A 21,582-nucleotide genomic window follows, 5' to 3' on the forward strand; every position below is an offset into this window, starting at 1 on the left:
GGACCGGTTTCGACCGGACCGGGGCAGCCCCTTTTCGCTTGTGCTCAGCGGCGCACCTTGAGCCCCTCGCCGCCGGACACCTCGCCGAAGCCCGTGACGTCGACCGTGAGGCCCGGCAGCACTTCCAGCGGGGTCAGGTCGATGGCCGGACCACGGGGGTGCGGCGTGAGCCGGAGCCTCTTCAGCGCGGGGAAGACCCGGGGGAGCGGACCGAGGTCGCTCAGTTCCCCGAACGGATTGAGCCTGAGTACGGTGACCGACGGGACCACGGCGGCGCCCAGGAACTCCGAGGTGTTCGCCCGCACCGCCAGCTCCGTCACCTGGGGGGACTGCCGGAGTGCGGCGCACAGGGGGTGAATCGCCGTGGGGGAGCGCAGTTCCAGGTCGTGCAGGCCGTCCCAGCCGTCCAGCGTGTCGATCGTCGGCCCGTGCTTGCTGCTGAGCGTCAGCGTGGTGACCAGCGGGTGTGCGGGCACGTCACTGAGCCGGTGGGCCGTGAGGACGTCGAGGTGCAGGGTGTACAGGTCGCTCGCGGCCGTGGCCCGCAGGGCGGTGACGGGCAGGCGGCTCATGTCCAGCCGGAGCCATTTCAGCTCCGGGAGCCGGCCGAGCGGGCCGAGTTCCTGAACGTTCGGGCAGTCCGTCAGTGACAGGTCCACCAGCGTTCCGGCCGTGTCCGCCAGGAAGGACAGATCCGTCAGCGCGCTGTTCTCCCGGATGGTGAGCCCGCTCCACGGCCTGCCGCGCAGCCCGGCCCGTAACTCGGCCGAGGTGAGTTCCCCGATGGTGCTCAGCTGGGTGACGGCCGGGAGATGGCGCAGGGCCGCCAGCTGGTCCACCGTGCGGATGTTCAGCCTCCGGTGCTTCAGATCCATGGTGGAGAGGACCTGCTGCGCGTAGAGGGCTGCCGGGTACCTGTCCCAGCTGTCCCGGAACGGCAGCCCGAGCGCGGGGTGTGCGAGCGCCCAGCTGCGGGCGTACGGGACGGACTCCGCACCACCGGCCTCCGCGATCAGATCCGCGATGTGGCGGGTCTCGTCGAAGGTGAGGCCGGGATCGGCGGGGTCGGGGAGATGGCGCAGCCCGGCCGGACCGAGCCGGGCGAGCAGGCGGCCCTCCACGAAGGAGCCGGGCGGGAACAGCGCCGCCACGGCGTCGGAGACCCGGGTACGGGTCGCGTCGTCGAGCCAGGTCGCGTGCTGCGCGCACAGCGCGGCCAGGACGTGGAGCTCGGCCTGGGTGACACTGCCGTCCGGGTTCGGCCGGGTGTCCAGCAGGCCGTTGATCAGTACGGGGTGCTCGCGGCGGCCGCAGTGTCCGGCGGACAGCAGGATGACGTCCTGCCACTGCTGGGAGTCCGCCCGGCCGATCAGTTCGTGGAGATGGCCGCCCTCGACGAACTCCTTCGCGGCGAGGAAGTCCTGGAAGGTCCGGTGGGCGAACTGGTAGACGCCGGCGGTCCGCTCCTGGAGGACGCCGCTGCGGTTCAGCAGATGCGTCAGGATCTCCTGCGCCGAGCCCTGCCGCCTGATCTGCTCCATGCCGCGCAGCGCCTGGTCCAGCTGGTGCAGTGCCTGGTCGCGGTCCAGCTCCGACTGGCCGCCGCGCACCAGCCAGATCGCGATGCGCTGGAGGAGCTGGGCCTGCTCGTCGACGTTCATCGTGATGCCCTCGGGGGCGTCGATCCTGCGCCGCTTGTCGCGGTCGCCGAGCAGCATGGAGAGCGCGGAGTCGTACAGGCTCCAGCGGGTCTCCGGCAGGAGGCCCTGGCGCCGCCGGTGCAGGGCACAGATCACGGCGCACAGCAGCGGGGTGCGGGCCAGGTTGCTCAGGGTGGAGTTGGCGGCGAACTGCCGGGTCAGATCGCGCTCCAGCTCGGCCGGCGCCGCGTGGTCCGGGTCATCGAGCCGGGCCGCCCGGTGCCAGGCGGCGACGAAGGCGGCGATGTCCTCGTTCCGCATCGGCAGCAGTCGCAGCTCCTCGAAGTCCTCGGCGGCCAGCCAGTCCGGGGCCACCGCGTGCGGGCGCACGGTCGCGACGCAGCGGGTCGCCGGATAACGGCGCAGCAGCCGGGACAGCCAGTCGTACGCGGCCTCGCGGTCGTCCGGCGGGACCTCGTCCAGTCCGTCCACGAGCAGCAGCCCGCGACCTGACTCCAGTACCCGCCCGGCCCAGCCCTCCGGCGGGTCGTCGATGGCCGGCCGGGCGGCGGTGGCCAGCTGTCCGACGGACGGGAACGTGCTGCCCCGGGCCCGCAGGGTGCGCAGCGGGACGACGAACGGGACCAGTCCGTTGAGCGCCGTCAGCCGCGGCCCCAGGGTGCCGGCCGAGGCGTGCGCCGCCAGCCACCAGACCAGGGTGGTCTTCCCGGCGCCCGCGTCGCCCCGCAGCAGTACCCGGGGGCGGTCGGAGAGCAGGGTGTCGATACGCCGGGGCCCGGGGTGCGGGGCGGCGGGTGCTCCGGGGAGGCCGTGGGACTGCGCCTCCAGGCTGAGGTAGGCGGTGTCCAGGTCCCATTCGGAGTCGCGTCGGCCGAGCTCGTCGAGCCCGAAGATCTTGGTGCGCCGGTACGCGGCGCCGAGCGCGGCCGCGTACTCCTCCTCGTAGTGCAGGTCCTTGGGGAAGTGCCCGTGGACCCGTTCGTAGGAGAGAGCGTTGCCGGTCTCGCGGTAGATCAGCCGGAAGGGCTCGGAGGTGACGAGCGGGCCGAGGGGTACGCACTCCACCCGCCGGCCCCCGCGCCGGGGCGGGATCTGGCGGGCGATGCCGAGCAGGACGGTGCCCGCGAAGACCGGGCCGCCGGACAGTCCGCGCAGTGCGGGGAGCTCGTGGTCGGCCCCGGCGGGCGGTCCGTCCAGCTCGCAGACGAGCAGATTGCGTACCCGGCCCGCCATGGGCAGCACGGTGGCGGTGTACTGGTCGGCCTCCAGCTGCTCGTCGGGGCCGAAGCGCTGCACGTCGGGGAAGCCGGTGATCTCGCAGTCGGCGAGCGTCTGGCTGCTGTGCAGGACGCCGAGCCGTACCGGGCCGACCGGGAGCAGCGGGGCGGTGGTCTCGACGAGGGCGGCGTCGAGGCCGTGGTCGATCCAGACGACGGCCGCGTCCGTGCGGCCGGCGAGGTCCGGGTGCGCGACGGAGCAGCGTCCGCCGCCCTTGACGACGTGGGCGCAGGTCAGCACCAGCCGGTCGGTGAGCAGGACGCCGCTGCCCTGGCCGGAACCGGTGCCCAGGACCACGACGGTGCGGTCCGCGGGCTGCACGGCCGTCACGGCCGGGGCCGCCCCTGGCCGAACCCTGCCGTACTCCCGTCGCCCTCGTGGCCGATCTGCCAGGCCTCGCCGGTCGTGACGTCGCGGGGTTTCAGGGTGAGGGCGACCTTGTGGGTCTGCCCGGTGGTGCGGCCCGCGTCGGCGCCGGCCTCCACCACCCAGGCCTTCACCCGGGCGGAGCCCTTGACCTCCTTGCGGAGTTCGAGGGTGAACTCCATCTGGATGTCGCCGACCTCGAAGGCCAGCGGGCGGCCGGTGCCGCGGGCGGCGGCCTCGATGAGCTGGTTGCGGACCGACTCGACGGCGTCGGCGAGCTCGATGCCGTCGAGCCGTCCCGTGTCCGGCGTCGTACCGCCGTTTCCGCCCGTACCTGCGGTGTTGCCGGTCATGTGGTCCCCCCGGGAGCCGATCGGTTCTCGCCGTATCAGCGTAGTCAGGTTGCCCGCCGAAGGTCCCGAATCGGACAGCCTTTGGTCCCACCGGCGGTGACAAGGCGCACAGCCCTTTCGAGGCCTACTAGGCGGCTTAGGAGAAGGCGCCGTGATCCCGGGTGGGACCTTCGGCCCTGTGGGCGGCGGGACCTTGGGGGCTGCTGGGTGGAGTGCCCCGATAATGGGGCCATGTCCGATTAGGGCGGTTTGGAACTGGGGTTAAACGTCTCCGGGTGAAGAGATCCGAAGCCGCGGGAGTGGTGGGGTCCGGGACCCGCGGAACTGAATTCCCGGGGCCTCGGCTACGGCTTTTCTTCGTAGATGGGGGGTTTGAGCACAGGTGGGGGTGCGGGTTACCAAGGGATAGCCAGCCCGGCCGGAATGCCGGGTCCAGTCATCTCCGGAGGTTTCCGCTTATGTCGAAGCGCGTTACGTTCAAGCACTCCCACCGCCCGTCCGCTTCCCGTGTGCGCGGCGCCGTGGTGGCGGCCGGTCTGGGTACGTCGATGGTCCTCGGTGCGGGCGCTGCGTTCGCGGCCGGCACGACGGGGACCGCCGGCACCGCGAGCCTGCCGAGCACCACCGCGGCCGACTCGGTCGCCGAGCAGGCGGCCGCACAGGGCAAGGCCGCCGAGCACACGGCCGCGAAGAAGGCCGATGCGGCGAAGAAGAAGGCCGCGGCCAAGAAGAAGGCCGCGAAGAAGCTTCGCTGGGAGACCCCGGTCCGCCACTACCAGCTGAGCGCGAGCTTCGGCAACGACGGCAGCCGCTGGTCGCACAAGCACTCCGGCCAGGACTTCGCCGTGCCGATCGGCACCAAGGTCGAGGCCGCGCACAAGGGCACCATCGTGAAGGCCGGCCCGAACGGCGGCGGCGACGGTCCCGCGTACGGCAACGCCGTCGTGATCAAGCACAGCAACGGCACGTACTCGCAGTACGCGCACCTCTCGAAGATCGACGTGCGCATCGGCCAGCACGTGGACAAGGGCCAGAAGATCGCCCTGTCCGGCAACACCGGCAACTCCAGTGGTCCGCACCTGCACTTCGAGATCCGGACCACCGCGAACTACGGTTCCGCGGTCAACCCGGTCAACTACCTCCACAAGGTGGGCGTCAAGGTCTGACCGGCCGCGACACCGATCCGCTACTGGTCGGAACCCGGGTCATGCGCCTGGGTCACCAGATCGACGGCGACCTCCAGGACGGCCTTGCGCTTGTCCTCGGGGTCGCCGTCGACGTCCTTGAGGGCGAACATGCCGGCGTGCATCGTGAAGAGCGCGCTGAAGCACCGCACCTGGTCGACGATCGGCGCGTCGTCGTCCCTGATCAGCTCGATGAGCCCCAGGACCCTGCCCTTGATCGTGTTGCCGATGCTCAGGTCGCGCACGGTCGCCTGGTTCTCCTGCATGAAGCGGAAGAGCGGGGCGGCCTTGGTCAGCGCCTCGCTGTAGCGGCCGAGGATCTCCTTCTTCGTCTCCAGGGTGCGCGGCTGCTCCCGCCCCCAGGCGATCAGGTCCTCGACGGGCCGGTTGAGGTCCTCGAAGATGCTGGTGAGGATGTCTTCCTTGGTCTTGAAGTGGTAGTACAGCGCCGCCTTGGTGACATCCAGCCGCTCGCTGATCTCTCGCAGGGAGGTCTTCTCGTAACCCTGCTCGACGAAGAGTTCCAGAGCGACGTCCTGGATGCGCTGACGGGTGTTGCCCCGGCGCGGCTGCGGCGTGCTGCTCATGGTGCTCTCCCAAAACTTACTTGACGCCCGGCTAGTTACGGGGGTACTTTCCCCCAGTGTAATCAACTAGCCGGGCGGCAAGTAAGTGCCTCGGTGTACTGGGGATCAGGGGAGTTGGGGATCATGTCGGACCTGAAGAAGGCGCCGGACAGGAAGGCGGAGGGCGGGCCCGCCGACCGGGCGCCGAAACGCGAGCCGCAGCAGCGCAGCGTCCGGGTGGTGGTCCTCGCCCTGATGATCGCCATGCTGCTGGCCATGCTCGACAACCTGATCGTCGGCACCGCGATGCCGACCATCGTCGGCGACCTCGGTGGACTCGAACACCTGTCCTGGGTCGTCACGGCCTACACCCTGGCCACCGCCGCCTCCACTCCCATCTGGGGCAAGCTCGGCGACATGTACGGGCGCAAGGGCATCTTCCTCACGTCCATCGTGATCTTCCTGATCGGTTCCGTCCTCAGCGGCATGGCCCAGGACATGGGCCAGCTGATCGGCTTCCGCGCGATCCAGGGCCTCGGCGCCGGCGGTCTGATGGTCGGCGTCATGGCGATCATCGGTGACCTCGTACCGCCCCGCGAGCGCGGCAAGTACCAGGGCATGATGGCCGGTGTCATGGCGATCGCCATGATCGGCGGACCGCTGGTCGGCGGCACCATCACCGACCACCTCGGCTGGCGCTGGAGCTTCTACATCAACCTGCCGCTGGGCGCGGTCGCGCTGATCATGATCACCACTGTGCTGCACCTGCCCAAGCGGGAGCGTACGAAGGCGAACGTCGACTACCTCGGCGCCGGGCTGCTGACCGTCGGCATCACCTCGATCGTGCTGGTCACCACCTGGGGCGGCTCGCAGTACGACTGGAACTCCGCCGTCATCATGGAGCTCATCGCGATCGGTGTCGCCGCACTGGCCGGCTTCCTCTTCGTCGAGACGAAGGCCGCGGAACCGATCATCCCGCTGCACATATTCCGCAACCGCAACTTCACCCTGATGTCCGTGGTCGGCTTCATGGCGGGCTTCGTGATGTTCGGCGCGGTGCTCTTCCTGCCGCTGTTCCAGCAGTCCGTCCAGGGCGCGTCCGCGACCAACTCCGGACTGCTGCTCCTGCCGATGCTGCTCGCGATGATGGTCGTCTCGCTCGTCGCCGGACGGATCACCACCAGCACCGGCAAGTACAAGGTCTTCCCGATCATCGGCTCGATCCTGATGGTGACCGGCCTCTTCCTGCTCTCGCAGATGGACACCGGCACGACCCGGTTCACCTCCGGGGTCTACATGGCCGTGCTCGGCGCGGGCATGGGCTTCCTGATGCAGATCACGATGCTCGTGGCGCAGAACAGCGTCGAGATGAAGGACATGGGCGTCGCCTCGTCCTCCACCACCCTCTTCCGGACGCTCGGCAGCTCCTTCGGCGTCGCCATCATGGGCGCGCTGTTCACCGGACGGGTGAACGACGAGATGGCCGCCCGCGGCGGCGCGGGTGCCACCACGCACGGCGCCCAGCTCGACGCGGCGAGCCTGGCGAAGCTGCCGGTCCCGGTCCGCGAGGCGTACGAGTACGCGGTCTCGTCCGGCACGCACATCGCCTTCCTGGTGGGCGCCTCGGTCGGAGTGGTCGCCCTGGTGGCGGCGCTGTTCGTCAAGGAGGTGCCGCTGCGGGGCGCCGGACCGGAGACGCCCAAGGTCCCGGTGGCCGAAGCCGTGTAGGTCACGGCCGGCCGGAAACGGTACGAGGAGGCCCCGGGGCGCGCGCCCCGGGGCCTCCTCGCTGCCGCGCCGGTCCGGCTCAGCGGTCCGGCCGCTCGCCCTTCGCCCGGCTCCCGCTGTCGGCGGCCGTCCTGCCGTCCGGCTCGGGGCCGCGCTGTTCGCCCAGCTGGAGCATCGGGTAACTGCCGGTGTCGGTCGGCGCGTGCTCGGGCAGCCACAGCACGGCGATCGCGCCGCCGGTCCCCTTGGCCGCGCCCTCGGGGGCGGCGTTGCGGAAGGTCAGCCGGGCACCGAGCACCCGCGCCTGACCGGCCGCGATCGTCAGCCCGAGGCCGTGACCGTGGCCCGCCCGGTCGGTGCTGCCGGTACGGAACCGGCTCGGGCCCTCACGCAGCAGCGCCGCCGGGAAGCCCGCACCGTGGTCGCGGATCCGCACCACCCGGCCCTCGACCGTGACCTCCACCGGGGTGGAGCCGTGCTTGGCGGCGTTGCCCAGCAGATTGCCCAGGATGCGCTCCAGCCGGCGCGGATCGGTGCTGACCCACGACTCGTGGACCACCTGGACCCGCACCTCCGGGTCCAGCAGCGCGATCCGGCGGCTCACGAAGTCGCCCAGCGCGACCTCCTGCAACTCGGCCCGCTCGGACGCGCTGTCCAGCCGGGCCACCTCCAGCACGTCCTCGACCAGCGTGCGCATCGCCTGCGCCCGGTCCCGTACGAGCTCCGTGGGGCGGCCCGGCGGCAGCAGCTCGGCCGCCGTCAGCAGCCCCGTCACCGGGGTGCGCAGCTCGTGTGCGATGTCCGCGGTGACCCGGCGCTCGGCCTCGATCCGCTCGTTCAACGCGTCCGTCAGGGCGTCCACCGCACCGGCCAGCTCATCGGTCTCGTCCCGGACGACGCCGCCGACGGCGTCCCTGACCCGGACCTCCGTATTGCCCTGCGCGACCTTCCCGGCCGCGGCCGCCGCCTTGCGCAGCCGCCGCGACAGCTGGCCGCCGATCAGCACCCCCAGCGCGCAGCCGCCGAAGACCACCGAGACCGATCCGATGACCAGGGCCCGGTCGAGATCGCCCATGATCGTGGTGGAACGGTCGGCGAACCGGGTGTGCAGCGAGAGCACGTTGCCATGGGGCAGCGGTACCGCCGCCCAGACGTCCGGGACCCCGCCGCCGTCCTCCACGTGCGTGGCACGCCGGTTCTTCCGGGTCTCCTGACGCAGGCTCTTCGGCATCGTCGGGTCGTTGAGCTTCGCGCCGAAGCGGGGATCGGCCTTCTTCGTCTTCTTCGCCTCGTAGAGCAGCTGGGCGTAGGTCAGCCGCTCCAGCTGGACCTCGCGGGCGTTCTCCAGCATCGAGACCCTGGCCGCGTTGTGCACGACCAGGCTCAGCGCGACCGCGATCAGGGCGCCGACCGCCGCGATCGCGATGCTGATCTTCCAGCGGACACTCGTCCGCAGGGCGGGCCGCCTCATGCCCTGAGCTTGTAGCCGAAGCCGCGGACCGTCTCGATCCGGTCCTGGCCGATCTTCGTACGCAGCCGCTGCACATGGACGTCCACGACCCGGGTGTCGCCGCCCCAGCCGTAGTCCCAGACCCGCTCCAGCAGCTTGTCGCGGGAGAGCACCGTGCCGGGCGCGGACGAGAACTCCAGCAGCAGCCGCATCTCGGTCGGAGTCAGGCCCACCTGCTCGCCGGCCCTGCGCACCTCCATGCCCTCGGTGTCGATCTCCAGGTCGCCGAAGACCAGCACCCCGCCCTCCGGCCCGGCCTCCGCCCCGGCGCCGCCGCCCGGACCACCGCCGGAGGCGTGGCCGAAGCGTCGCAGCACGGCGCGGATGCGGGCCACCAGCACCGCGCCGTCGAAGGGCTTGGTGACGTAGTCGTCGGCCCCGGCCTCCAGGCCGAGCACCACGTCGATCGAGTCGGCGCGGGCCGACAGCATGATCACGGGAACCGTCGACTCGTCCCGGATGCGCCGGCACAGGCTCACCCCGTCCAGTCCGGGCACCATCACGTCGAGCAGGGCGATGTCGGGCCGGTCGGCCCGGAACGCGTCGAGGCCCCGGAGACCGTCGGGCATCGCGGTGACCACGAAGCCGTCCCGCTCCAGCGCCAGCTGGGTGGCCTCGCGGATGACGTCGTCGTCCTCGACGAACAGGACATGGGTCTCGGCCATCGGAAAGCTCTCAGTTCTTCGTCGGTTCCGTGGGCTCCGGGAAGTCCCCCTCCCCGGCGCCGACGGCTCGGTTGAAGTCGTTGTGCACCCGGTCCTGCTCGCTGAACCGGGTGTTCGCCCAGTGGTACGTGATCACTTCCTCGCCCGAGGGATAGGCGACCGAGTCCTTCTTCCCGTAGACCTGTGTCGTCACCACCAGGTCACCGCGGTCGATGGTCCCGTAGACCGCGGGCTGCTCGGTGGCGAACACGTTCTCGTACGCGCCGTCGCGGTACCGGTACACATAGGTGCCGACGCCCACCGAGTCACCGCAGGTCATCACGTTCACGACCACATCGGCCGCGGGGCCGCCGGTCAGCTTCCCGTACGAGGTGTCCACCGGGTACTCGTCACCGGTGCAGGCCTTCAGGTCCGTCCTGACCCGCTCGCTCACCTTCGGATCCGCCTTGAGCAGGGCCACCGCGTCGACCCGGGGGATCGGCCTCGCCCGGGACGGCGTCGTGGGGGTCGGCGTGATCCGGGCGACCGGCTGGGTGCCCGCCGGGCCCTCGTCGCGCGTACCGGTGCCACCGGTGGAGCAACTGACGGCGAACAGCCCGATGACGGCGAGCCCGGCCAGAGCCGTACTGCTCGCCGCCCATCCGGTCGGGAACCGTCTGCCTCCGGCGCCGGTCCCTCTCCCGCTTCCCCCGCCGGTGACCGCGCCGCCGCTTCCGCCGCCGTCACCGCTGCCTGTCAGGCCGCGCACCGCTCCCGCCCCCGCTCGTCATGACGCCCGATCCCCGGCGCCCCGGACCGTGTCCGGGGCCGCACCGGAGCCGCCGCGGCACGGACGGCCGGACTGTGCTCCCGGTCCTCGCGGATCCGGGCCGCACGGCCCGCCTCTTCCCTGCTCTCCAGCTCCTGGCGCAGCCTCGCCAGCGCACGGTGCAGCGTGCTCTTCACCGTACCGGCCGACATGCCGAGCGCCGCCGCGGTCTCCTCCGTGCTCATCTGCTCCCAGTGTCGCAGCACGACGACGCTGCGCTGCTTGGGAGCCAGCACGCCCAGGACGTCCATCAGCAGGGCGCGGTCGGCACGCTGCTCGGTGCCGTCCTCGATGCTGGCGTCGGGGAGCTGCTCGGTGGGGACCTCGTCCAGCTTGCGGGCCCGCCACCACTCGGTCCGGGTGTTGATCATGACGCGGCGCAGATAGGCGTCGGCGAGGGACTTGTCGGCGATGCCGTCCCAGCGCCGGTAGGTGCGGGCCAGCGCGGTCTGCAGCAGGTCCTGCGCGTCCACGGGGTCGGGGACCAGCCGGCGTGCGCTGCGCAGCAGCGCCTCCTGCCGGGTACGCACGTACTCCTCGAATCCGAGCACCTCGCCCTGCGCCATAACAACCGCCTCCGTCCCCGTGGAACCCCGTAGTACCGCTGCCAGCCGCTTGGTCGTCGGGCTGACGTCGGTGACGCTACGGAGCGGTTGTCACGAGGCTGTGCGGAGCAGCCATACGCCGACGCACGGCTGCCCATCGGTTGTGTAACAGCACAGGAGGAGTGGGGCAAAGAGGCCCCTCCGGGGGTGCGGAAAGGGGGTCGCACCCGGGGCCGGGCGGGGGGAGACCCGCCCGGCCGTCAGGTCAGCGGCAGCCGGTACTGGCCGCCCGCCAGCGGTTCGACGAGGCCGTCGGCGACCAGGCCGTCCAGCGCGCGGGCCCGCTGCACCGGTTCCTCCCACACGGCGTCCAGCGCCGACTGCGGTACCGGTGTCACCGACTCGCGCAGCACGGCGAGCAGCCGGCCGCGCACCTGCCGGTCCGTACCGGCGTAGGTCTGGCCGCGGCGCGGGGGCCCCTGGTGCGCGGGCTTCCCGGCCAGCCGCCAGGCGCACTGCTCCGCGATCGGGCAGCGCGCGCAGTCCTCGTTCTTCGCGGTGCAGACGAGGGCTCCGAGCTCCATCGTCGCGGCGGCCCACCGCGCGGCCCGCTCGTCCTCTTCGGGCAGCAGCGCGCGGGCGAGCTTGCGCTCGGCGGCGGTGGTCGCGTTCGGCGGGTACTGGATGCCGGTCGCGGCCCGTGCGAAGACCCGGCGGACGTTCGTGTCGAGGACGGCGTGCCGCTGCCGGTAGGCGAACGAGGCCACGGCCGCCGCCGTGTACTCACCGATCCCGGGCAGCGCGAGCAGCTGGGCGTGCTCGCTCGGTACGTCGCCGCCGTGTCGTTCCGTTATTGCCTGGGCGGCCCCGTGCAGCCGCAGCGCCCGCCGGGGGTAGCCGAGCCGGCCCCAGGCGCGGACCGCCTCGCCGGGAGGGTCGGCGGCGAGGTCGGCGGGGCGCGGCCAGCGGGCCAGCCACTGTTCGTAGACCGGGAGCACCCGGTTGACGGGGGTCTGCTGCAGCATGAACTCGCTCACCATCACGCCCCAGGCGCCCGCTTCGGGGCGGCGCCAGGGCAGATCGCGGGCGTGCTGGTCGAACCACCCGATGACGGGGGTGTGGAGGGAGGCGGGGGGCGTCTGTGTCGCTGTCGTGGCAGTCATCGCACGTCCGATCCTGGCACGGAAGGGCAGACGACGGACCGGTGCACGGGGGTGTCGCCCCTCATAAGAGCCCTTGGAGTGATAGTGCCACCCGTCTGTCCCCACGCCACCGGACCTCCGGCCCGGCAACTGGCCGCATCGGGTCCGGCGGCCCGGCCTCCGTGCGACCCTGCGGTTTCCCGTCCGGATCCCCGGCCAGGCTTCTGGCCAGGTTTCTGGCCAGGTTTCCGTTCCGGGGTTTCTGTTCGGGGTTTCTGTTCCGGGGTTCCGTTCAGATATGGACCACCAGGTGACGGAGGGTAGGTATCCAACCCCTGTGATCACGTTGGGCGATCATCGCGACGGCCGTCCCGTGGACAGCGGGAGCGAGAACGGGCCGTCCCGGGATGATGATCCGCAAAACTTGGCGATCAGGGCGGCGGGTGGGGCGGGAGTTGGGGCCGATCTCTCGTACAGTTTGCGCCGTGGGATCTCTGCGTAATCCGATCGGGCCGCTTCCCTCCACCATTTACTGGCGACGGAGGGCAGTAGCGGCGACGCTGATCGCGCTGCTCGCGTTGTTGGTCGTATGGGCCGTCACCTCCCGTGGCGGCAAGGGGGATCACGACGACTCCAGGGCCCCCGGCTCCGGTCCCACCGACGCGATCACGCCTGGACCCTCCGGTTCCGGCCCGGCCATCAGCGAACAGCCCGGCGGGCGCGACGAGTCGGGTGACTCCGGCGGGGGCGGCGGCAGCGGCGGCGGCTCGGACGCGGGTTCCGGCGGCGCGGGCGGCGGCAACGGCGCCTCGGGCACGGCCGGTTCCGGTTCGGACGGCGGCAACGACGGCGGTTCCGGCTCCGGTTCGGGCGGCGCCGGCGGCAGCGGCGTCACAGCCGGACAGCGGCTCCCGGCCGGCACGTCGATCCCTGACTGCACCCCCGGCGCACTGCGGTTGACCCTGAAGAGCGACGTCAGTTACGCACCCGGCGAGAAGCCGAAGTTCCGGCTGATCGCCAAGAACACCGGCTCCACCGCGTGCAAGGCCGACTTCGGCCCGAAGAGCGCCGTACTCACCGTCACCGAGGCCGGTGGCGACGACGACGAGGTGTGGTCCTCCAAGGACTGCCCGCGCAACGCGGCCGCCGTGCTGCTGAAGGTCCCGGCGGGCGCGACCGTCGTGCACACCGTGGAGTGGAACCGCGCGAAGAGCGCCCCGAAGTGCGCCACGCCGCCGCCGGGGAGCGCCGGACCCGGCACGTACCTGGTCGAGGCCAAGGCGCCGGGCGAGCCCGTGCAGCGCGCCTCGTTCGTCCTCGCGAAGGACTGACCCGGCCCCGAACGCCTCGACGGCTCCCGCGCGCCCCCGAAGGGCGCCCGGGAGCCGTTGTCACACGTACCGTTCCAGGATCGACGACTCGGCCAGCCGCGACAGGCCCTCGCGCACACTGCGCGCCCGCGCCTCGCCGACCCCGTCCACCGTCTGGAGATCGTCCACACTCGCCGCGAGCAGCTTCTGCAGGCCGCCGAAGTGCTCCACGAGCCGGTCGATGATCGCCCCGGGCAGCCGCGGCACCTTCGCCAGCAGCCGGAAACCGCGCGGCGAGACCGCGGAGTCCAGCGTCTCCGGGGAGCCGCTGTACCCCAGTGCCCGAGCGACGACGGGGAGTTCGAGCAGCTCGGTGTGGGACAGCGCGTCCAGCTCGGTGAGCGCCTCCGCCACCGTGCGCGACCGCTTCGCGGTCGGCTCCGGCACGTAGTCGCGCACCACCAGCTCGCGCTCCGGCTCCACACCCGCGATCAGCTCGTCGAGCTGGAGCGAGAGGAGCCGGCCGTCGGTCCCCAGCTCCACCACGTACTCGGCGATCTCGGTCGCGATCCGGCGCACCATCTCGAGGCGCTGCGCGACGGCGGTCACGTCCCTGACGGTCACCAGGTCCTCGATCTCCAGGGCGGAGAGCGTGCCCGCGACCTCGTCGAGCCGGAGCTTGTACCGCTCCAGCGTGGCGAGTGCCTGGTTGGCGCGGGAGAGGATCGCGGCGGACTCCTCCAGGACCCGGCGCTGCCCGTGCACGTACAGCGCGATGAGGTGCATCGACTGCGAGACCGAGACCACCGGGAAACTGCACTGCCTGGAGACCCGGTCCGCCGTGCGGTGGCGGGTGCCGGTCTCCTCGGTGGGGATGGAGGCGTCCGGGACCAGCTGCACGCCGGCCCGCAGGATCTTGGTCATGTCCTTGTCGAGGATCAGCGCCCCGTCGAGCTTCGCCAGCTCGCGCAGCCGGGTCGCGGTGAATTCCACGTCCAGCACGAAGCCGCCGGTGCACATCGACTCGACGATCTTGTCCATGCCGAGCACGATCAGCCCGCCGGTGTTGCCACGGAGAATGCGCTCCAGGCCGTCCCGCAGGGCCATTCCGGGCGCGACGGCGGTCAACGAGGCGCGCATCAGCGCCTCGTTACCGGTGCCTTGGCCGGACTTTCCGGGCGATGCTGCCCGGTCGCTGGCTGCCACTGCACTCCTCCGGTCACAGGTTTGCGGTGCCCTTTGGGCCTCTCGTCCGGATCAGGTCCGATCCGAACGGAACACCCCACGTCCCTCATACCGTTCGTACGGACGGGCGAGACCAGGGCAAAGTCTACCGGCGTGCGCCGTCCTCCTGTGGGGCCTGTGCACGAGACCGGCGCGGGAGCACGCTGAGCGCGTCGCCCATGTTGGCGACTTCCGTGACTTTCATACCGGCCGGGACCTTCCCCGGATCGGTCGGAACCAGCGCGTGCGTGAAGCCCAGACGGTGCGCCTCGGCCAGTCTGCGCTGGACCCCGGTGACCCTTCTGACCTCGCCCGCGAGCCCCACCTCGCCGATCGCCACAAGATTCTTGGGCAGCGGTGTGTCACTCGCCGCACTGGCCAGGGCCAGCGCGATCGCGAGGTCCGCGGCGGGCTCGGTGAGCTTCACGCCGCCGACCGTGGCGCTGTAGATGTCCCGCTTGCCCAGCGAGCTGATCCGGCCGCGCTGCTCCAGTACGGCCAGCATCATCGACACCCGGGACGTTTCGAGACCAGAGGTGGTGCGCCGGGGTGAGGGGATCTGGGAGTCGACCGTGAGCGCCTGCACCTCGGCCACCAGGGGGCGCTTGCCCTCCAGGGTGACGGTCAGACAGGTGCCGGGCACGGGTTCGTCGCGGCGGGTGAGGAAGAGCCCGGAGGGATCGGCGAGGCCGGTGATGCCCTCGTCGTGGAGCTCGAAGCAGCCGACCTCGTCGGTCGCCCCGTACCGGTTCTTCACGCCGCGCACGAGCCGGAGCCGGGCATGGCGGTCCCCCTCGAAGGACAGCACCACATCGACGAGGTGCTCCAGCAGCCGGGGCCCGGCGATCGCCCCGTCCTTGGTGACGTGACCGACCAGGATGGTCGACATGCCGCGCTCCTTGGAGGCGCGGATGAGTGCCCCGGCGACCTCCCGGACCTGCGCCATGCCACCGGGCGCGCCCTCGATCTCGGGCGAGGCCACCGTCTGCACGGAGTCCAGGACCAGCAGGGACGGCTTGACCGCGTCCAGATGGCCGAGGACCGCGGACAGGTCGGTCTCGGCGGCCAGGTACAGATGGTCGTTGATCGCCCGGATCCGGTCGGCGCGCATCCGGACCTGGCTCGCGGACTCCTCCGCGGTGACATAGAGCGTGTGGTGCTCGTCGCTCGCGGCCTTGGCCGCCACGTCCAGCAGCAGCGTGGACTTGCCCACGCCCGGCTCGCCCGCCAGCAGGACGACGGCGCCGGGCACCAGCCCGCCGCCCAGCACCCGGTCCAGCTCGCCGACACCGGTCGAGCGGGCGGTGGCCTGCCGGCTGTCGACCTGGCCGATGGGGAGGGCGGCGGTGGAGACACGGCCGGCCGCTGTCGTCCGTACCGCGGGGGCGCCGCCGAACTCCTCGACCGTCCCCCACGCCTGGCACTCGAAGCAGCGGCCGAGCCACTTGGCGGTCGTCCAGCCGCATTCCGTGCAGCGGTAGGACGGCCGGTCCTTCGCGGATTTCGTACGGGCAGCCATGGCGCCACCGTATAGGTGACCTCGGACAGTGCCGTCCGGCGCGGTGCGGCCGGGGGGAGCGCACGCCCCTTTCCGCCGCGGAATCGGGGAATCCTGTCCGATCCCGTCCGCTTTCACGCGATACATTCACCCGTAAGGGTTAAATCTACTCAAGGGGCGCCAGGGCCGTGCCCCGTCCTGCCTACGGTCGCAAGGTGACGAGCAGCAGGCTGGAGATCCCCGCGAGCACCCCCGGCGCACACCGGACGCAACACCGTGCGCCCCACTCCTCACCGAAGAAGCCGCCTGCCCGTTACGAGCCGCACCTCGACGGCCTGTTCACCTACTGCCTCTCCGTGCTCTGCGACCACGACGCCGCCACCGACGCGCTCGGCGGGGTGCTCGCGCTGGCGGAACGGCAGGGCGGACGGTGTCCCACGGACGAGGAGGAACGTAAAACCTGGCTGTACGCGCTGGCCAGGTGGACGTGCCTGCGCAGGCTCACCGAGCAGAAGCAGGGCCGTCAGGCGCACCGTCAGCACGACAAGCCCCGGGCGCGCGGCCAGTCGGCGGCGGAGAGTCACCGCGCCCCCGCCCCGGCCGTGCAGGGAGTGCGCGCAGGACGGCGTACGCCCCCCTCTCCCGTGGCCGCCCACGCACCCAGGTCCCCCGCCGCACCGACCCGCTCCGCGCCCGCACCGGAGACCCCCGCCGCCGCCGAGGCGCACCGCCGAGAACTGGCCCAGCTCGCCTGGCCGGAGGCCGCGGGCACCACTCCCGAGCAGCGAGAGGCGCTGGAGCTCGCGGTACGGCACCGGCTCGCCCCGGTCGCGGTCGCCGCCGTCCTCGGTCTGGAGGCCGCCGCGGCCAGGGAACTCCTGGCCGCGGCCGCCTGCGAGGTGGAGCGGACCAGGGCCGCGCTCGCCGTCGTCGAGTCGGGCGGCTGCCCCGCGGCGGGCAGGCTCACCGGCGACCGGCGCGTGCTGCTCTCCGCCCCCCTGCGCCGCGAGCTCGTACGGCACGTGGACGACTGCCCCCGCTGCCGCCGCGCCGCCGAGCGGGCCGGGGCCGAGGGGCCCTGGCCGGGCGCCGCCGTCACCACGGCCGCCGCGCTGGCGGTCGTCGAGGCGCCGCGCCCGTCCGCGTACGTGGCCATGATTCATGCCCAGAAGCATCAGAAGAATCGGTCCGCCACTCCGCGGTTCGACCGGGCGGGCTTCCCGATGGACCCCAAGGACCACGCCGCGCGCCGGGACCGGCTGCGGTCGAGGTTCATGACGACGACGGTGGTCGCCACGGTCGTCGCCGCCCCGGTGATCGCCCTGTGGTCCGCCTACCGGGGCGCACCGCTCACCGGTGAGGGACACGACGGGTCCTCGGTCACCGCGACCGAGAGGGACGGGAGCGGCGGCGACCCGTACGACCGCTACGAGAACGCGGGCAACGCCACCCCCGAGTCCGGCCCCCGTTTCACGGACGACGACGGCCTCCCGGACGTCTCGGCCGAGGTCATCAGCGTGGACACGGAGGCGGGCCCGGACGCCGGGCGGCACCGCGCGGGCGGGCTCACCGTCGAGGCGCGCCTCTCCGGCGGCACCACGATGATCACGCTGACCGCGTCGAAGGCCGGCCCGGTCGCCTGGTCGGCCCGTACCCCCGCGTCCTGGCTGCGCCTCAGCAGCGCGTCCGGGAAGCTCGCCGCGGGCGGCTCCGTCACCCTCCGCGTCCTCGTCGACCACGGGCGCGAACCGGCCTCGCGCTGGACCGCGCGGGTCGCCCTCGCCCCGTCGGGGTCGGTCGTCGCGATCCACGGGGACGGCGCGAGGCGCCCGTCGGGCGGCGGTCCGCACCCCTCGCGGCCGGGCGGCTCGCTCCGTCCGCGCCCGCCCGCCCCGCCGACGTCCTCACCGGACCCCACGGACCCGGCACCGGACCCGACCGACCCGACACCCGGCCCGACGGACCCCACGGCACCGACGGACCCGGGCGGGCCGGGCCAGTCACCCGGCCCGTCGGCCCCGACCGGCCCGGGAAAGAGCCCGAGCGTCCCGCCGCCGGCGAACTGAGGCGCCGCCGCCCGGCGGGACCCGGGGCTACGCCGGGTCGGCCGGGTGGGGTGCCATCGGCAGCAGCGAGGAGAGCCGCTCCTCGCACAGCCCGACCAGCCGGTCGTACCCCTCCTTGCCCATCAGCTCGGTCAGCTCGGGGCGGTACGACACGTACACCGGCTCCCCGGCCCCGTGCGCCGACGTCGCCGAGGTGCACCACCAGTGCAGGTCATGACCGCCGGGACCCCAGCCCCTGCGGTCGTACTCACCGATCGTCACCTGGAGCACCCGGGTGTCGTCGGGCCGGTCGATCCAGTCGTACGTACGGCGGACCGGCAGCTGCCAGCACACGTCCGGCTTGGTCTCCAGGGGCTCCTTGCCCTCCCGCAGCGCCAGGATGTGCAGCGAGCAGCCGGCCCCCGCCGCGAAGCCGGGCCGGTTCTGGAAGATGCACGAACCCTCCCAGCGCCGCGTCTGGCGCTCCCCGTCGTCGTCGGTCTGGACCCAGCCCGACTCCGTACCCACCCCGTGGAACTGCCACAGGTCCGGGGTCAGCCGGGCGACATGACCGGCCACCCGCTTCTCGTCGTCCTCGTCCGAGAAGTGGGCGCCCAGCGTGCAGCACCCGTCATCCGCGCGACCGGCCTGAATGCCCTGGCAGCCACTGCCGAAAATGCAGCTCCACCTGGACGTCAGCCAGGTCAGGTCACAGCGGAAGACCTGCTCGTCGTCGGCGGGGTCCGGGAACTCCACCCACGCCCGCGCGAAGTCGATCCCCGTCTCGTCGGACCCGTTGGGTCCCTCTGTCTCCGGCTGCCGCATCTCCTGCTTCGTTTTCTGCTTCTTCGTGACTTTGTCCGGCTTCGCCTTTTTCGTCTTTGGCACGCGCCCAGAGTAAGACCGACCGGCGCATGGGGCGGCGTCGCGGGGCCGGGTGCGCGCACCTGCGACGTTGTCGTCCCCCGACGACGCTCCGCGTTGCCTCGGTCCGCCGCCGCGCGGCCGCGCGCACCCGGCCCCGCTCCTTCCTCCACCCCCATGCGCCGGTCGGTCCGAACCGACCGGCGCAGTAGCGTTCGTCGTATGAGACTCGGAGTCCTCGACGTGGGGTCGAACACGGTTCATCTGCTGGTGGTGGACGCGCACCCCGGCGCCCGCCCGCTGCCCGCGCACTCGCACAAGGCGGAGCTGCGCCTGGCCGAACTCCTCGACGAGGACGGCGCGATCGGCCCGCTCGGCCTGGACCGGCTGGTGGCGACGATCGCCGACGCGGCCCAGGCCGCCGAGGACAAGGGCTGCGAGGACGTACTGGCGTTCGCCACCTCCGCGGTACGGGAGGCGAGCAACGCCGACACCGTGCTGGCCCGGGTGCGGGACGAGACGGGCGTCGACCTCACCGTCCTCAGCGGTTCGGAGGAGGCCCGGCTCACCTTCCTCGCCGCCCGCCGCTGGTTCGGCTGGTCGGCGGGCAAGCTGCTGGTCCTGGACATCGGCGGGGGCTCGCTGGAGATCGCGTACGGCATCGACGAGGAACCGGACGCCGCGGTGTCACTGCCGCTCGGCGCCGGACGGCTCACCGCCGGCTGGCTGCGGAGCGATCCGCCGGACCCGGCGGAGGTCAAGGCGCTGCGCCGGCACGTACGGGCGAGGATCGCCCGCAGCGTCGGCGAGTTCACCCGCTTCGGCCGCCCCGACCACGTCGTGGCCACCTCCAAGACCTTCAAGCAGCTCGCCAGGATCGCGGGCGCCGCCCGCTCCACCGAGGGGCTGTACGTGCAGCGCACCCTCAGCCGCAAGGCCCTGGAGGAGTGGGTGCCGAAGCTGGCCGCGATGACCGTCGAGGAGCGCGGGAGCCTGCCGGGCGTCTCCGACGGACGCTCCGCCCAGTTGCTGGCGGGGGCCCTGGTAGCGGAGGGCGCCATGGACCTCCTGGGCGTCGAGGAACTGGAGATCTGCCCCTGGGCGCTGCGCGAGGGCGTCATCCTGCGCCGCCTGGACCACCTGCCTGCGCAGGAGGCGGCGGCCCTGGCCTGACGGGCGCCGCGGACGGCCGCGGGAGGGTCATGGCCCTTCTCACTTTCCGCCGGACGCTCTCGGCGCACCGCACCGCGGCCCGTACGCTGTCTGCGTGGCAGAACCAGTGGTGCGCGTCCCGGATGCGAAGGTCGCCCTGTCGACGGCCTCCGTCTATCCGGAGTCGACGGCGACGGCCTTCGAGATCGCCGCGCGTCTGGGGTACGACGGTGTCGAGGTCATGGTCTGGACGGATCCCGTCAGCCAGGACATCGAGGCGCTGCGCCGCCTCTCGGACTACCACCAGGTGCCGATCCTCGCCGTTCACGCGCCCTGTCTGCTGATCACCCAGCGGGTCTGGTCCACCGATCCCTGGGTCAAGCTCCAGCGGGCGCGGGCGGCCGCGGAGAAGCTCGGGGCGTCCGCCGTCGTGGTCCACCCGCCGTTCCGCTGGCAGCGGCAGTACGCGCGTGACTTCGTCAGCGGGATCTGGCGGATGGCGGACGAGACCGATGTGCGGTTCGCCGTCGAGAACATGTACCCGTGGCGCTACCGGGACCGGGAGATGCTCGCGTACGCCCCCGACTGGGACGTCACCCACGACGACTACCGGCACTTCACCGTGGACCTCTCGCACACCGCGACCGCCCGCACGGACGGCATGGCCATGGTCGACCGCATGGGCGACCGGCTGGCCCACGTCCACCTCGCCGACGGCAAGGGCTCGGGCAAGGACGAGCACCTGGTGCCCGGCCGGGGCGACCAGCCCTGCGCCGAGCTGCTGGAGCGGCTGGCCCGTACCGGCTTCGACGGCCATGTCGTCGTCGAGGTCAACACCCGCCGGGCGATGTCCACCGCGGAACGCGAGGCCGACCTCGCCGAGGCGCTGGCCTTCACCCGGCTGCACCTCGCGTCGTCCTCCGCCCGGATGCCGCGCCCATGACGACGGGCGACGGCGGCGCGAGCCCCAGACGGCGCGGCCGCCCCTCCCGCACCGAGGCGACGGCCGGCCCCGACGCCCGCACCCGCATCCTGGAGGCCGCCCGCACCGAGTTCGCCGAGCGCGGCTACGACAAGACGTCGGTCCGCGGCATCGCGAAGGCGGCCGGCGTGGACGCGGCACTCGTCCACCACTACTTCGGTACGAAGGACGAGGTCTTCGCCGCCGCGATCGAGGTCTCCTTCGAGCCCGCCCTGGAGATCGCGGACGTCCTCGACGGCGGTACGGAGGACCTGGGGGAGCGGCTGGCGCGCTACTTCATCGGGGTGTGGGAGAACCCGGTGTCCCGGGCCCCCCTGCTCGCGATCATGCGTTCGGCGATGACCCACGACGCGGCGGCGAAGGTCCTGCGCCACTTCGTGCTGCGGCGCCTGCTGGGCCGGATCGCGGAGCAGGTGGACGTCCCCGACGCGACCTTCCGCGCGGAACTGGCCGCGTCGCACATGGTGGGCATCGCGGTGCTGCGGTACGTGATCCGGGCGGAGCCCCTGGCGTCGGCGGACCCGGAGAAGATCATCGCCATGGTGGGGCCCACCCTCCAGCGCTACCTGACGGAGGACTGACCCGCGCACCGCCCGGCACCCGCGGCCCCGGCCCGGAATCCCCGGTCCCGGATTCCGGACACCCCGTCCACATCCTGGCGCCGGAGGCGTACGCTCGGAACCAGTCTTTACTGTCGAAGG

At 72.2% G+C, this 21,582-nt stretch carries 18 protein-coding genes; 7 read left to right on the forward strand and 11 right to left on the reverse strand.

All coding sequences use genetic code 11. The annotated features are described in order from the left end of the window. Nucleotides 1-44: 44 nt before the first annotated feature. Both ACIO3R_RS36220 and ACIO3R_RS36225 read right to left on the reverse strand, forming a co-directional pair. The gene (locus ACIO3R_RS36220) at nucleotides 45-3,269 is read right to left on the reverse strand and encodes an NACHT domain-containing protein (protein ID WP_402111255.1); all 3,225 of its coding nucleotides are present in this window, start codon (nucleotides 3,267-3,269) and stop codon (nucleotides 45-47) included. Continuing rightward, nucleotides 3,266-3,658, reverse strand: a complete 393-nt coding sequence (locus ACIO3R_RS36225; RefSeq protein WP_385035001.1) for a trypco2 family protein — start codon at nucleotides 3,656-3,658, stop codon at nucleotides 3,266-3,268. The genes ACIO3R_RS36220 and ACIO3R_RS36225 overlap by 4 nt, the downstream gene beginning before the upstream one ends. 458 nt (nucleotides 3,659-4,116) lie before the next feature. Between ACIO3R_RS36225 and ACIO3R_RS36230 the strand changes: the two genes are divergently transcribed. Then, nucleotides 4,117-4,824 (forward strand): M23 family metallopeptidase, encoded by a 708-nt coding sequence (locus tag ACIO3R_RS36230; RefSeq protein WP_402111257.1) that lies wholly within the window; start codon nucleotides 4,117-4,119, stop codon nucleotides 4,822-4,824. Nucleotides 4,825-4,844: 20 nt separating this feature from the next. On the opposite strand, the gene ACIO3R_RS36235 is transcribed toward ACIO3R_RS36230, so the two are convergent. After that, complete coding sequence (locus tag ACIO3R_RS36235; RefSeq protein ID WP_402111259.1) at nucleotides 4,845-5,429, reverse strand: TetR/AcrR family transcriptional regulator; 585 nt, start codon at nucleotides 5,427-5,429, stop codon at nucleotides 4,845-4,847. A 123-nt stretch (nucleotides 5,430-5,552) separates the two neighbouring features. Between ACIO3R_RS36235 and ACIO3R_RS36240 the strand changes: the two genes are divergently transcribed. Continuing rightward, nucleotides 5,553-7,136 carry an MDR family MFS transporter gene (locus ACIO3R_RS36240; RefSeq protein ID WP_385034995.1) on the forward strand — a complete coding sequence of 528 codons (1,584 nt, stop codon included), beginning with the start codon at nucleotides 5,553-5,555 and terminating at the stop codon, nucleotides 7,134-7,136. Between the two features lie 79 nt (nucleotides 7,137-7,215). Here the strand turns inward: ACIO3R_RS36240 and cseC are convergent, their stop codons facing one another. The 5 genes from cseC to ACIO3R_RS36265 all read right to left on the reverse strand — a co-directional run bounded on the left by cseC (nucleotide 7,216) and on the right by ACIO3R_RS36265 (nucleotide 11,827). Then, nucleotides 7,216-8,607 carry a two-component system sensor histidine kinase CseC gene (gene cseC, locus ACIO3R_RS36245; protein WP_385034993.1) on the reverse strand — a complete coding sequence of 464 codons (1,392 nt, stop codon included), beginning with the start codon at nucleotides 8,605-8,607 and terminating at the stop codon, nucleotides 7,216-7,218. After that, nucleotides 8,604-9,311 carry a two-component system response regulator CseB gene (cseB, locus tag ACIO3R_RS36250; protein ID WP_385034991.1) on the reverse strand — a complete coding sequence of 236 codons (708 nt, stop codon included), beginning with the start codon at nucleotides 9,309-9,311 and terminating at the stop codon, nucleotides 8,604-8,606. The genes cseC and cseB overlap by 4 nt, the downstream gene beginning before the upstream one ends. Nucleotides 9,312-9,321: 10 nt before the next feature. Further along, nucleotides 9,322-10,059, reverse strand: a complete 738-nt coding sequence (locus ACIO3R_RS36255) for a hypothetical protein (RefSeq protein ID WP_385034989.1) — start codon at nucleotides 10,057-10,059, stop codon at nucleotides 9,322-9,324. Beyond that, nucleotides 10,047-10,685, reverse strand: a complete 639-nt coding sequence (locus ACIO3R_RS36260) for a SigE family RNA polymerase sigma factor (protein ID WP_385034987.1) — start codon at nucleotides 10,683-10,685, stop codon at nucleotides 10,047-10,049. The genes ACIO3R_RS36255 and ACIO3R_RS36260 overlap by 13 nt, the downstream gene beginning before the upstream one ends. A 239-nt stretch (nucleotides 10,686-10,924) precedes the next feature. Next, nucleotides 10,925-11,827: an A/G-specific adenine glycosylase gene (locus tag ACIO3R_RS36265; RefSeq protein ID WP_385350105.1), complete on the reverse strand. Its 903-nt coding sequence runs from the start codon at nucleotides 11,825-11,827 to the stop codon at nucleotides 10,925-10,927. A gap of 506 nt (nucleotides 11,828-12,333) precedes the next feature. On the opposite strand from ACIO3R_RS36265, the gene ACIO3R_RS36270 reads away from it, so the two are divergent. Further along, complete coding sequence (locus ACIO3R_RS36270) at nucleotides 12,334-13,137, forward strand: hypothetical protein (protein ID WP_402111284.1); 804 nt, start codon at nucleotides 12,334-12,336, stop codon at nucleotides 13,135-13,137. 60 nt (nucleotides 13,138-13,197) lie between these two features. Here the strand turns inward: ACIO3R_RS36270 and disA are convergent, their stop codons facing one another. Together disA and radA are read right to left on the reverse strand one after the other, a co-directional pair. Then, nucleotides 13,198-14,322 (reverse strand): DNA integrity scanning diadenylate cyclase DisA, encoded by a 1,125-nt coding sequence (disA, locus tag ACIO3R_RS36275; protein WP_363029598.1) that lies wholly within the window; start codon nucleotides 14,320-14,322, stop codon nucleotides 13,198-13,200. 124 nt (nucleotides 14,323-14,446) lie between these two features. Further along, nucleotides 14,447-15,859: a DNA repair protein RadA gene (radA, locus tag ACIO3R_RS36280; RefSeq protein ID WP_402111263.1), complete on the reverse strand. Its 1,413-nt coding sequence runs from the start codon at nucleotides 15,857-15,859 to the stop codon at nucleotides 14,447-14,449. Nucleotides 15,860-16,053: 194 nt separating this feature from the next. Between radA and ACIO3R_RS36285 the strand changes: the two genes are divergently transcribed. Beyond that, nucleotides 16,054-17,904, forward strand: coding sequence for a hypothetical protein (locus ACIO3R_RS36285; protein WP_402111266.1), 1,851 nt, complete (start codon nucleotides 16,054-16,056; stop codon nucleotides 17,902-17,904). A gap of 27 nt (nucleotides 17,905-17,931) precedes the next feature. Here ACIO3R_RS36285 and ACIO3R_RS36290 read toward each other — a convergent pair whose 3' ends face one another. Continuing rightward, entirely contained in the window at nucleotides 17,932-18,771 is an 840-nt protein-coding gene (locus tag ACIO3R_RS36290) for a hypothetical protein (RefSeq protein WP_385034978.1), read from the reverse strand. 198 nt (nucleotides 18,772-18,969) lie between these two features. Here ACIO3R_RS36290 and ACIO3R_RS36295 point away from each other — a divergent pair, with 198 nt between their 5' ends. From ACIO3R_RS36295 to ACIO3R_RS36305, 3 genes are all read left to right on the forward strand, one after another. Continuing rightward, nucleotides 18,970-19,920: a Ppx/GppA family phosphatase gene (locus ACIO3R_RS36295; protein ID WP_385040331.1), complete on the forward strand. Its 951-nt coding sequence runs from the start codon at nucleotides 18,970-18,972 to the stop codon at nucleotides 19,918-19,920. 94 nt (nucleotides 19,921-20,014) lie between these two features. Next, nucleotides 20,015-20,842 (forward strand): sugar phosphate isomerase/epimerase family protein, encoded by an 828-nt coding sequence (locus ACIO3R_RS36300; protein WP_385040329.1) that lies wholly within the window; start codon nucleotides 20,015-20,017, stop codon nucleotides 20,840-20,842. Further along, on the forward strand, nucleotides 20,839-21,462 hold the full coding sequence (locus tag ACIO3R_RS36305) for a TetR family transcriptional regulator (protein WP_402111269.1): 624 nt from the start codon (nucleotides 20,839-20,841) through the stop codon (nucleotides 21,460-21,462). Before ACIO3R_RS36300 ends, ACIO3R_RS36305 begins: the two co-directional genes overlap by 4 nt. The last annotated feature ends 120 nt before the right edge of the window (nucleotides 21,463-21,582 follow it).

Origin of the sequence: Streptomyces sp. NPDC087428, from assembly GCF_044744085.1 — a bacterium.
Taxonomy (GTDB): Bacteria; Actinomycetota; Actinomycetes; order Streptomycetales; family Streptomycetaceae; genus Streptomyces.